The 12121-nt window shown below is 54.3% G+C and carries 12 protein-coding genes; 9 read left to right on the forward strand and 3 right to left on the reverse strand.

Annotated features, from left to right (window positions below; translation table 11 throughout):
• The first annotated feature begins 85 nt into the window (after nt 1-85).
• The 9 genes from P0120_05630 to P0120_05670 all read left to right on the forward strand — a co-directional run bounded on the left by P0120_05630 (nt 86) and on the right by P0120_05670 (nt 6910).
• Nucleotides 86-727, forward strand: a complete 642-nt coding sequence (locus tag P0120_05630) for a hypothetical protein (GenBank protein ID MDF0673807.1) — start codon at nt 86-88, stop codon at nt 725-727.
• An 82-nt stretch (nt 728-809) separates the two neighbouring features.
• Nucleotides 810-1466 (forward strand): hypothetical protein, encoded by a 657-nt coding sequence (locus P0120_05635; protein ID MDF0673808.1) that lies wholly within the window; start codon nt 810-812, stop codon nt 1464-1466.
• Nucleotides 1467-1547: 81 nt separating this feature from the next.
• A complete protein-coding gene (locus P0120_05640; GenBank protein ID MDF0673809.1) occupies nt 1548-2609 on the forward strand; it encodes a hypothetical protein in 1062 nt (353 codons plus the stop codon).
• A gap of 106 nt (nt 2610-2715) precedes the next feature.
• Nucleotides 2716-3825, forward strand: coding sequence for a DUF2914 domain-containing protein (locus P0120_05645; protein MDF0673810.1), 1110 nt, complete (start codon nt 2716-2718; stop codon nt 3823-3825).
• A gap of 72 nt (nt 3826-3897) precedes the next feature.
• Nucleotides 3898-4260: a DUF1499 domain-containing protein gene (locus tag P0120_05650; GenBank protein MDF0673811.1), complete on the forward strand. Its 363-nt coding sequence runs from the start codon at nt 3898-3900 to the stop codon at nt 4258-4260.
• A 58-nt stretch (nt 4261-4318) separates the two neighbouring features.
• Nucleotides 4319-4642 carry a PilZ domain-containing protein gene (locus P0120_05655; protein ID MDF0673812.1) on the forward strand — a complete coding sequence of 108 codons (324 nt, stop codon included), beginning with the start codon at nt 4319-4321 and terminating at the stop codon, nt 4640-4642.
• A 292-nt stretch (nt 4643-4934) separates the two neighbouring features.
• Entirely contained in the window at nt 4935-5519 is a 585-nt protein-coding gene (locus P0120_05660) for an FAD-binding oxidoreductase (GenBank protein MDF0673813.1), read from the forward strand.
• Nucleotides 5520-6036: 517 nt separating this feature from the next.
• Nucleotides 6037-6477 carry an S-adenosylmethionine decarboxylase gene (locus P0120_05665; protein ID MDF0673814.1) on the forward strand — a complete coding sequence of 147 codons (441 nt, stop codon included), beginning with the start codon at nt 6037-6039 and terminating at the stop codon, nt 6475-6477.
• Nucleotides 6478-6571: 94 nt separating this feature from the next.
• A complete protein-coding gene (locus P0120_05670; GenBank protein MDF0673815.1) occupies nt 6572-6910 on the forward strand; it encodes an SCP2 sterol-binding domain-containing protein in 339 nt (112 codons plus the stop codon).
• Nucleotides 6911-6916: 6 nt separating this feature from the next.
• On the opposite strand, the gene P0120_05675 is transcribed toward P0120_05670, so the two are convergent.
• The 3 genes from P0120_05675 to P0120_05685 all read right to left on the reverse strand — a co-directional run bounded on the left by P0120_05675 (nt 6917) and on the right by P0120_05685 (nt 12054).
• A complete protein-coding gene (locus P0120_05675; protein ID MDF0673816.1) occupies nt 6917-10102 on the reverse strand; it encodes an efflux RND transporter permease subunit in 3186 nt (1061 codons plus the stop codon).
• A 116-nt stretch (nt 10103-10218) separates the two neighbouring features.
• A complete protein-coding gene (locus P0120_05680) occupies nt 10219-11394 on the reverse strand; it encodes an efflux RND transporter periplasmic adaptor subunit (GenBank protein ID MDF0673817.1) in 1176 nt (391 codons plus the stop codon).
• Between the two features lie 30 nt (nt 11395-11424).
• Nucleotides 11425-12054, reverse strand: a complete 630-nt coding sequence (locus tag P0120_05685) for a TetR/AcrR family transcriptional regulator (protein MDF0673818.1) — start codon at nt 12052-12054, stop codon at nt 11425-11427.
• Between the last annotated feature and the right edge of the window lie 67 nt (nt 12055-12121).

Raw genomic sequence — 12121 nt, forward strand, 5'->3', positions numbered from 1 at the left:
CACTCAAGGCCTCAACGTACCAACCGCGTACGCCTCGGCCGTTCGCTCGCTGCGGCCTTGCTGGACGAGCTTTTTCATCATCCTCGTGAACCAACCACGTGCCATAACTGCCCAGTCTATGCTGTTCACCGACGATGAGACCGCGCTGCTGGCGGACGCACAGTTCTTTCGGAAAAAGGCTGCGATCACGACCAAAATACGAGCCATGCTTGAGGCGACGCATGACGCATTGCGGAATGACCTGAAAGGTCTGTCGTTTGTCGTCCCTCCCGATTTCGATCCCCACATCCATCAGCTGGTAAAAGGCGAGCATCTGGAGGATTTCCCCTATCAATACCTTGATTGTCCCAAACACTTCTCCGGCGGGAACAAGTTCACGTTCCGTACGCTGGTCTGGTGGGGACACCACGTGGCCTATGCACTCTTACTGGAAGGTTCGGAGATCGGACGATACAAGCGCCAGCTGCTTGGCCGATTTCACCAGCTCGCAGGAAGAGACCTGGAACTTTCTCTGGCGCCGTCGTTATGGGAGTGGAAATGGGGAGAAGGCTATACGCTGCCGATCACCCATGACCGCAAGGCCCAGATCGCTGCCGTGCTGGCAGAACGATCGTTCCTGAAGGTCGTTCGCTATGTGCCCTTAAGCGACCCCCGAGTACGGGAGGGACGGCTGGCTCAGGTGGCATGCGAAACCTTTCGGTCAATGCACCCCCTCGTCACCCCCTAACTTTTTTATCCTAATTGTCTCCGGCGCCGAACTTGGGTAGACTGGGCCGCCACTCTTTTTGAACTTTGACAGGGAGGAGCCCGTGAAGCAATCGTCATTACGAGTTCTGGTCTGTGTCATCATGATGGCGACCATGTTGGCCGGCTGTAGAGGAACAGGACAGGTGCGTCATCTGGATTTGCGTGAAAAGCCACCTATGGTGCAATTGACCGACATCGATCCGATCAAGATCGCCATCGAACCGTTTGACGATCGACGGGCGGACAAGAGCCGTGTGGGGACGCGTACTCATCTCTGGGGAGGAACCACATATTTCGATGTGTCAGGTGATGGGCTTGCGGGCTTGATCACTCAGCGACTCGCCGATCGCTTAAGAACTCGCGGGTGGCGAGATCGGGTATGGGACGTGCGTGTGGCCTCGCCAGGATCCGCAGCGGATGCCGATATTGTCATCAGCGGACAGGTGAAAGATTTCTCCGCTACCGCGAAGAGCCGCGTCTTTTCCACCGTGATCGACACCAGCAACCGGTTTACAATTCAGGCCCGGAACCTCGTCGATCGAAGCACGACCATCCGCACCATTGAAGGGGGGCGGAGTCGAACTGTGTTTTGGTTCAGTGAAGACGATATGCGGGAACAATTGGCGATGACCATAAGAGACGGACTGGATCGGCTGATCGCCGACACGACGATTGACAACAAGGCGTTACGCCCGGCACGGCGTCTCCCGCAACAGTGACCCGTGGCAGCCCCGTGGGGAGGGGCACTGATCTTCTGAAAATTGACGATAACCTCAATCTGTCTTGAAGGATCCCTCACGGTGCGTGAGCGGCGATGGGAAACGACGACGTCCTTGAGCTTCGGTCATGCGCTTGCCGTGGGGGACCGGCTCGCCTCACTCGGGTTAAAGCCGGTCTCGCCCGCCAGCGACGTGATCTGCTATGTAGAGGAATGGACGGTCGGGTCGCTCGACGACTTCGATCAGCTTGACCCCTGGGCCACGGAAGACGTCACGCTCATCCACGTACGGGAACAATGGCGCGGGGATTTCTTTCTGCTATCGGGAGCCTACCATACGATCTATCAGCGTCATCAAAATATCGGCACGTATTGCTCCATCAGCCATCCCTGGCGCATTCGAGAAGTCCTGCAGCTTCATGATCAACGTGCCATGTTCTGGATTGGGTTTCGGCATGCCCACTCGTTCATCCGGGTCCGCCTCCAGACTCAGGTCGTCATCACGCCCGGCGAAATTCGCGGGGATGCCGATCGGACCAGCTGGTTGGATGAGAGGCGAGCAGCCTTCCTCGACGCGATTACCGTTTTGGACCTGCCAATCGAGACCCATGTAGAGAAGAACGTGGTGATCGTCCGACCTACCGATGCTTCCATTCCGTTCTTCTGCTCCTGGCCAGATGCGTTTGGCCCCTGCCAGTTCGAGTACAACTCATCCGATGCGTTTGAATTCCTCGTGCCGGCCAGCAAGCTTGCGGAGACGTTCCATCCGGAACCGGCCGGAGTTCGTGCCTACCTCACTGGGTTTTCAGAAGCAGCCTTAGCAGAATTCCAGAGGATCGAGCCGGGCGCGCGGCTCGTGTATCGTTGTTCCGTCCACTGCCCGCTGGATGATCTACCGGAGGTGCAGAATGCGATTCGACCTTACGGCCTCCTGTACACCACGCTCTGCGAATTTCAAACGCGCGCGGTGTTGCCTGATGCTGAGGATGCCTCGGCGATCATCGGCATCGTCGGAATCAACGGGCAGTTCAGGATCGAAGCACGCCTCAATCACGCTCCGCTCCACGAATCGGCGATGGCGCCATGGTTGGAGCGGCTGATTGGTCACCCCGTCGTATATGCTCCCTTACCGGCGTTCGTGTGAGTCACCATCAAGAAGCCCGTATTGCTCACGGGCACAGCCGATCAACCCGGTCCCGTGAATCCAAATTTCCGTTGATCAATTCCCGACATTTTCGCACAGTGATGACATGAGTCCGCTCGCGAAGATCCAATCCACGCTTGCGAAACCGTTCATGCCGGCCGTGTTCTTCCTTTCTGGTGTGATCTACGACACGCTCACCCTCACACGCATCGATCGGCTTTTGGATAACCTCGTGCTGATGCTGTACCTGGCGTTACTGGGTGTGTTGATCGTACTGACGGGACGATTGGGAATTGAGCCCCCACCTGATCGTGCCCAGCTCGCATCATGTTCTCCCTTCATGCGTTGGGTATTGGAGAGCCGTCCCTACTATCCCATGGCGAGTCAGTTCTTGTTGGGTGGTCTCTTCAGTGCCTACACAATCTTCTACTCGCGAAGCGCCACACTTACCGGCACGGCGGTCTTCTTTGCCTTGCTTATCATGCTCTTGGTAGCCAACGAGTTCTTGCGAGATCGACTCTCAAATCTTCGGCTGCTGATCAGCCTCTATGCAGTGGTCTGTTTTGCGTTCTTCACGTTCTTCTTTCCCGTGATGACCGGCTACATGAATGCTGCGGTTTTTGTGGTTGGAGCGATCGTGAGCGTAGGGGTCATCTTGCGAGTGGCTCAGTTGATCTATCGGAATAATCCGGACCGATCACGAGGCGAAGCAATCGGTGTGACCGTTCCTGCCGCGGCACTGATCGGTATCCTGGTCGGGTTTTATTTCCTGAATTGGATCCCGCCCGTGCCGCTGTCGCTCAAATTCGGTGGAATCTATCATGACGTAAAGCGAGCCGGAGACCAGTTCGAACTGGCGTTTGAGAAACAGTGGTATGAGTTCTGGAAACGTTCGGATACGACCTATCCCTCGAACCAGCCGATCTATTGCTTCACCGCCGTCTTTGCACCGGTCGAGCTCAACACCACGATTTACCACCATTGGTACTTCCGTCCCAACAGCGAGAGGCCGTTCATGCATGCGGATAGAATTCCCATCAAGATCTCGGGTGGGCGCGAGGGCGGCTATCGAGCCTATAGTTTCAAGCAGGGCCTTGATCCAGGCGATTGGCGGGTGGATGTCGAGTCCCAAGACGGGCGTATCATTGGACAAGTCTCGGTAGAGGTGGTGGGTCCAGCTGAAACAATACCGACGCTGACGAGTATCTCCTATTGACTCTCATCATGTTGTGGTCGTTGCAGAGATTTGGTTGCGGGTGCTGATGGAAGCGGGTAAAGTGCGGACCAAATGAGTCCGCGTGCGCTTTCACCTTGCCCTTCCAGTCCGAATTGCGTCTCGACGCATGCCACTGATGAGAGCCATGCCATCGCGCCGTTCCAGTACACGAAGTCTCGCGCGGAAGCGAAAGAGGCGTTGAAAGCGGTGCTCACAACCTTGCCTCGGACCAAGCTGGTCGATGAGGACGAGTCCTATCTCCACTACGAGTTCACCAGCCTGCTGCTCCGCTTCGTCGATGACGTGGAGTTTCTCTTCGATGAGACCACGAAGACAATTCACTTTCGTTCTGCTTCCCGCACCGGCTACAGCGATTTTGGCGTCAACCGCAAACGCATGGAACAGGTGCGAGTCTTGGTCGGCGGAAAGCTTTAAGCATTTGCTTCGGCATGATCCATCCTCCTGTTATGATGCCGGAGCGAGGAGGATGGTTATGGGTTTCAAGCGCAAGCACTCGCGTGTCGATGCCGGCCGTCTCGGCCGGCTCCAGCGCGGCGCTCTCTCGGCGCCGTGTAAGGTGCTGGATGTCAGCCAGTCCGGCGTCCGTCTCGAAAGCCGGCTGTTCGTGAAGCGCGGTGATGTGCTCCAACTCGTGATAGAACTTGAGCAGGGGAGATCCTTGACCTGCGAGCTGGAAGTCATTCACGTGCGTACGCCTACATTAGGCGCGAAGATTGTTTCGATCAGTCCTGAGGATCGAGAGCGATTGACCCATACACTCGACGATCATATCCAACGTAATTTTTCTCGTGGGTAGGGGTTGCCAACCATAACGCCACGGCAAACCACGCCTAGCTCCCATTTCTCATCAGAAAAAGTTGATATTGGAGGGATAGCCAAGGCCATCCGGTAGCCTGGTTCACTTCTGGAAATGAATCCGGCTGGTCCGTGTCGCCCATCCTACACAGCTTGTCGTCGGTGCCCTCGCATCCGAGGAGGAGGAGCGCGAGCCGGCAAAGAATGACACATCAGCATTCTCCGGATATGAATGAGCGTATGTGTTACGGTAAAGAAAAGTCCTATAGGGTAAGGCAGGGAGCAGGACGACAATGGGACTCTTTCGGGCTAAGGTGAGTCGGGTCATGGATTTGACACAGGATGTCCGCGAACTAGAGCTCACACTCTGCGAACCCAAAGAGATCATCTTTAAGGCAGGGCAATTTATCTCATTTGACGTGCCAAAGGAAGGATATCCGTACCCGGCCACACGGCCCTATTCCATTGCCTCACCTCCCTTGATCTCTGACCGCGTGCTGCTGCTCTTCAACCTAGTACCGGGAGGGCCTGGTTCGACTTACCTCTTCAGCCTTCGCGAAGGCAATACAGTAAGTTTTAAGGGGCCGGCCGGTTCTTTTTATTTACGAGAGGATCCGACCAAGCGGATCCTCTTGGTGGCGACCGGGACGGGAATTGCCCCGTTTCGGTCCATGCTATTGACGCAGCTCGAACGAAGTAGCACTCAATCGGTAACGCTTATTTGGGGCCTGAGGTATGAGCACGACTTGTATTACCAAGATGAGCTCCAAGCCTTGGCGGAGCGTCACCCGCAGTTTTCCTTTGTGATCACCCTGTCTCGGCCTGGACCTACCTGGACCGGAGCTAAAGGGCGAGTGAACGGTCTCATCCGGGAATAGGTTACTTCGGTTCGCGATTTAGCTGTCTATCTGTGCGGCAACAATGACATGATCAAGGAGGTAACGGCAACCATCCAAGCCAAAGGACTCTGTCCCATCCATCGGGAGAAATATTATTAGCGTCGGAGCTTCAGGACCACTACCAGGTTCAGGAGAGAGGCTATCGACGCGGTGTCCGAAGTTCCGATCCACGCCTGGTGGTGTGCTGAAAGATGCATTTTGGGCACGTGTAATGGATGAACTGGTTGCCGCCCACTAGCCGCTTCCTCATGAGAACCTTGCACCAAGTGCAAAAACGGTCGGGCAACTCGGTCCGGGAAGCGTTGGGGACGGATGACATTTCCATATTGTTCCTGAGCTCCAGAACCTTGTCAACCGATTGAGAATAGCGTACCCCACCCCCTCAAAGCCAAAATATTCCTCACGGTTCTTATTCGCAGCAAAAGAATTTATGGTATAGTTCACGCATGAGAGTTCCTGTCAACACAACCATTTTACAGAAAGGGATCAACCCTCTATGAGTACCTCGGCCAGTTCCGAGTCCGCGATCTTACCATCCAACGCCCCTGCGGCTGCTCCTCATCCTGTCAAAGACATGGTGGGAAGCGGCAAGGCATGGGGGCTCTGCACCGCTGTTGATCTCCACGATTGCAATCCCGATCTTATACGTGATGCGAATCATATCAAGCGCTATGTGGTTGAGCTCTGTGAGCTCATCGGCATGAAGCGCTACGGTAAATGCCAAGTCGTCAATTTCGGCGAAGGCCGTGTCGCCGGTTACTCCATGGTGCAACTGATCTCAACCTCATTGATCAGCGGCCATTTTGCCAATGAAACCAATCACGCCTACCTCGACATTTTCAGCTGCAAGGGCTATGATCCCACCGTCGTTGAGTCGTTTTCAAAGGAGTTTTTCGGCGCTCGGCGTAGTGTTGCGACCGCCACACTCCGGTACTGAACTTTTGTCCATATCGACCTCGCTTCGGGGGCGTTAGGTGAGAATAGCGCCCCCGAATACCTTAATCATCCAATGTCATAGGTATCGTCAAGACATGAAAACCACGACTGTCAAAGAAGTGCTCGACTCACTTCCATCAAAACTTGATAAAGATGCAGCTGAGGATCTTGATGCCGTCTACCAGTTCGACCTTCGGGGGAATCAAGGCGGCCAGTACCATCTGCTGGTGCACAATGGGACCTGCGTCGTGAAGGATGGAACCCATACTGATCCACATGTGATCTTATCGATGACTGGAGAAGACTGCATCGGGGTCCTAAATGGACGACTGAGCGGGATGACCATGGCGATGTCGGGGCGTTTGCAAGTCACTGGGGATATCGGGCTGGCTATGCAACTGAAATCCTTGTTCCCAAACGCTGTTGAGGGTTAACGAGCACTACTCCCGAGCGAGGCCTCCACTGGCCTGAGCTTGCTGTTGATCTCGCATTTCCAAGTCAAGTCTTCTCGGGAACCGTTCTTCTAAAATCGCGTACGTCGTTGGAACGAGAAATAACGTGAGGAGTGTAGAGACGCTCAACCCTCCGACGACCGCCCGTGCCAGAGGCGCGTTGGTTTCTCCGCCTGTTCCAAGGCCGATCGCCATGGGAAGAAGGCCGAAGACCGTGGCCAGTGAGGTCATGAGAATCGGACGCAGTCTAGTCCGTGCGGCGGTCACGACTGCTCGGTGAAGCAATTCCCCTCTGCGCCGCAGCACGTTGGTGTAATCGACCAGCAGGACACCGTTTGAGACGACAATCCCAAACATCATGATGATGCCCATCATCGATGTGGTGGACAGCGTCGTATTCGTCAGGAACAGCATTAAGATGACACCCGGGAATCCCATCGGCACTGAAAACATGATGATGAAGGGGTCGATGAGCGACTTAAATTGTGCGGCCATGACCATGTAGACCAACAAGAGCGCCAAAATGATCGCAAACTGCAATCCTTGGAAGGTTTCGCGCTGCTGCTGAATTTGCCCAGCTAACTTGATGCTGAAGCCTGCCGGCAACTGGAGTGTAGCGAACGCCGACTCGAGATCTTCGGCAATCTCGCCAAGTGTCCGGGTAGTAGGATTAGCCGTGATGTGAACCACGCGCTGGAAATACTTTCGATCGACTTTCACGGGTCCTGCGTTCAACTTGAGCGAAGCCAGGTTCTTCAGCAACACAGGCTCGCCGGCTTTGGTGGTGAGGAGAATACTCTCTAAGTCCCTCAGATTCTTTCGATGCTCCTCAGCAAGCCAGGCGCTGATGAAGTATTCATTACCGCTTTGCGAATCCGTATAAATGATCGGGTCGGTTTGGCCGTTTCCGTTCAGAGAAAACAGGACAGCATTGGCCACGTCGGCTTCGCTGATGCCGAGCAGTGCCGCCTTCTCTCGATCGACTGTGACGTTGACCTCCGGATGGTTTTCTTCCCGACTCGGTTCAATATCCGCCAGGCCAGGAGTTTGCTCCATGATCTCCTTGACACGGGCAATGACGTCTCTCGCTTTTTGGAAGTCATAGCCATAGATTCCCACATCAACGGCCTTTTGAGAGCCGAAGCTCGTGACGCGTTTGACGAGACCGCCGGGATCGAAATACATCGAGACCCCGGGAAACAGTTTGACGATCTTAGGGCGCACATCGTTCATGATCTCGACTTGAGTTCTGTTCCGTTTGTCCGGCGAGGCCAAGTACACTTGAATCGAAGATGTATGGGGTCCTGTGTTGGGGTTGAAGAGCGACGAACGACCTTGCGACAGGATACCCGTACTCGAGACGATCGTCTCCAATTCGGTCGAGGGAATATTGGCTCGGAGCACCCGTTCGACTTCTGAAACCTGCTGTTCGGTCTTTTCGACCCGTTGGCCGACCGGCGCCCGGAGGACAATGCGAAACTGACTCTCATCGGAAACCGGCAAGAACTCCGTTCCGATCAGGGGAACCAAAGTGAGTGAGCCGATAAAGAGCAGCAGCACCAAGGCGATAAAGATCCGGTGATGTCCCAGGACCCACCGTAAAGAGCCTTCGTAACTTCCATCGAGAGATTCATACCGGTCGCAGCTCCACTCCATCAGTTTGGTAAGCCAGCTCGGCATTGACCGCCAGGCCTCGTGCTCAGGTTTGAGGAATTTGTAGCAGAGCGCCGGTGTGACTGTACGGGAGACTAAGAAAGAAGTGAAAAGTGCAATCGCGATCGTCACGGTCAACGGTATCAACAACAGACGCGCGATACCGACGACGAAGAACATCGGGAGGAAGACCACCACCGTCGTGACGGTCGACGCAAAGATCGGCATCGCTACTTCCCGGGCGGCCTCGAGGATACTATTCCACCGGCTGGAATTGGTATTAAGATGGCGCTGGATGTTCTCCAGTTCCACGATTGAGTCATCAACCAGTCGCCCAATCCCGAGTGCGAGCCCGCCAAGCGTGAAGACGTTAAGGGTTTGACCGGTAAAATAAAGAACGATAAACGTCACGAGCATGGAGAGCGGAATGGCCACGGAAATGATCACGGTACTCGTGAGGTTGCGCAAGAAGATCAGAATCACGGCTGCGGCCAATAGCGAGCCGTGGAGGGCCTGTTCCATCAGATTGTGGATGGATTGACGGATATAGAGAGACTGATCGAACGAAATGCCAAGTTTCACTCCTCCAGGGATGCCGAACATCTTGGGGAGGGCTGCGCGCAGGGCATCCACAACCTCAACCGTGTTGGCGATCGGCTGCTTGTTCACACGAAGAAACACGGATCTCGCACCATCGGCATGAACGATGTTTGTTTGGATATCGGATGAGTCTGTTACGGTCCCTATGTCGCGCACGCGAACCGGATTGCCCAGCTGATTCACCTTCACGATGACGTCCTGAATCGGATCCACCGCTCGAAACTGGTTGTTCGTAAATACATTGTAGTCAAGGTTGCCGGCTCTGATATTGCCGGAAGGCAGAATCAAATTGGAGGCTTTGACGGATTTCACGACGTCGAGAATGGAGAGCCCACGGGCACTGAGGAGCGCAGGATCTAGGTTGATATTGATTTGGCGGATCTTGCCTCCCTCGACGGTTGCTGCGGCAACATTGGCGATCTGCTCAATCTGTGGGGCGATCGTGTTGTAGGCGAGATCATAAAGCGCCCGCTCGTCCAGCCCATCGCTGGATACCGAAACGATCGAAACGGGTATGTTGGAGACGTCGAACTTGACGATAAAGGGCTGCAGAATGCCCGGTGGGAGGCTATTCAAAATCTGGGTGATGCGCTGCATCACCTCCATCTGGCCGACATTAATGTCGGCCCCCCAGTTGAACCAGATTTGCACGGCTCCGAGACCCTGTTTACTGAACGATTCGACATGTTTGACATTGGAAGCGGAACTGACGGCTTTTTCAATCGGGTAGACGACGCTCTGCTCGATGTCGAGAGGAGATGCTCCTTTGTAAATAACACCAACGAAGGCGACCGGAACCTGGATTTTCGGAAAGAGATCAACCGGCAACCGCTGCAGAGATGTCAGCCCCAATACCACCATCGCGAGTGAGAGCATCAGAATGCCGATGCGATTGCGCAAGGCGAGTAAGGTCAGCCACATAACGATAGTGGTGAGTAGTGAGTGCTGGGTACTGAGTAGAAAAACAGTCTATAATTGCTGGCACCAATCATGTTACGTCTTATCCATGGTTTGACTCAGGACTCAGTTCTCAGCGCTCATGACTTCGTAGGCGGTTGGGTTTGTACGGGCGTCCCATCGTGCACCAAATCTTTTCCCGAGACGACGACCTGTTCATCCCCGCTTAAGCCCTTGAGAATTTCGACCCGATTGTTGTTATGGGCACCGAGCTCAACACTCACCCGCTGGGCTTTCCCCTCTCGGACGACATAGACATATTGCGTATCTTCTAGTCGACTGACGGCATCAATGGGAATCTGTAACGCTTGGTGATGGGTTGCCACCATGACCTCGACTCGGGCAAACATTCCGCCTTTTAATCGGCGGTCTCTATTAGGTAAGTCGATTTCCACTGTCATAGTACGTGTCGAGCGATTCAAGGCCTGGACGATACGCGTAACGGTTCCTTCGAACACCTGGTCCGGATACGCTTCGGCACGGAGCTCAGCCTTTTGGCCAATCTTCACTAGTGGAATGTCGCGCTCGACGACTTCGATCAGCACACGGACCGTATTGATGTCGTGCAGGCTCATGATGCCTCGCGACATTGTCGAGGTGCTTGCAGTTGCACTGGTTACGTAAGCCCCGGTGTCTAAATTTCGTTCTGCGATATAGCCGGGAAACGGGGCTCGGATGTAAGAGTAGGCTAAGCTAGTCTCCGCCTGGGCCAGGGCCACCTCCATTTGGTTGAGCTGTGCTTGTAGGGCTTCGTGTGCTGCTCTGGCAGCGTCCAAGTTAACCTGCGCATCATCCAGATCTTGCTGTGAGACAAATTGGTCTTTGATGAGGATCTGCATGCGATCGAACGTAAGCTTGGCATTGCGAACCACCGCATCCTGTTGTGAGACCTTCGCCTTGGCGGATGAAAGGTTGGCTTTTGCTTGATTGACGGCATGTTGATAATCGGTATGATCGATTTCAAGGAGTAACTGGTTCGTTCTAACAAAATCACCTTTATCGACATGCAGTTTCGCGATGTATCCGTCGACCCGTGAGAATATATTCACGACTTGATTGGGTGATATGTCCGCTGTGTAGGCTAGACGAATATCGAGATCCTGTCGTAGCGGGGACACAACGCCTACCGTAATGAGCCGTGCCTTCTTCGTATCGGCCTTGGCACCCGTGCTCAGGCGAAAGACGACAAGAAGGGTGATGACAAAAAAGATGCCGATTCCAAGGGCTAGAAATGGATGTCGGACGAGTCGACTCATGGTGGTGCCGCTCAGCTACGAGTCCGGTGACTACCGGACAAGCCCGCCGAGAAAAAGAGAAACATATTCGACCACCGATGCTTCATGGGATAGGTGCATGGGTAACCCGAAGATATCGTGCAGTAGCCGGTGGTGGAGGATGACACCGAAGAAGGCTTTGGCGGCAAGCACTGGATCGACCGGACGGAAAGCGCCATCCTCGATGCGTCGTCGAATGTAGCCGGCGAGCAGATCGTGAAAGACTCGATATTGCTGCTGAAAGAACATGTTGGACAGCTCATGTCCTTCCAAGGCACTGAAAAGGAGTAGGCGAAGCAACGTCGGATCTACGCTCTTGCTGATTCGATAGCTGGCAAGCAACGTGAAGAGCCGTTCATCATCTCGCTTCTTGGTTGCTTCTTCAACGGCTTCTCGCAACCCAGAGTATTGAGCCTTTTCTGCAAGAATTGCTGTGTACAGTGCATGCTTGGTCGGAAAGTGTTTGAAGAGCAGTGCTTCACTGACACCGGCAGCCTTGGCGATTTGTTTAGTAGTCGTTCCCGTAAAACCGTTGGCCGCAAACAACGATGTCGCAGCGCTGATCAGGCTGGCTTGTCGCCCATGACCTGAGGTTCGTGACGATTGATGCCGATGACGAGGAGATGTCCTTGCTTTATTCATGGTGAGTAAGTATTCACTCACCAATGAATTAGCATAATGCTTGTATGGGAGACAAGTTGGAATCGCT

Origin of the sequence: Nitrospira sp. (genome assembly GCA_029194675.1) — a bacterium.
Classification (GTDB): Bacteria; Nitrospirota; Nitrospiria; order Nitrospirales; family Nitrospiraceae; genus Nitrospira_D.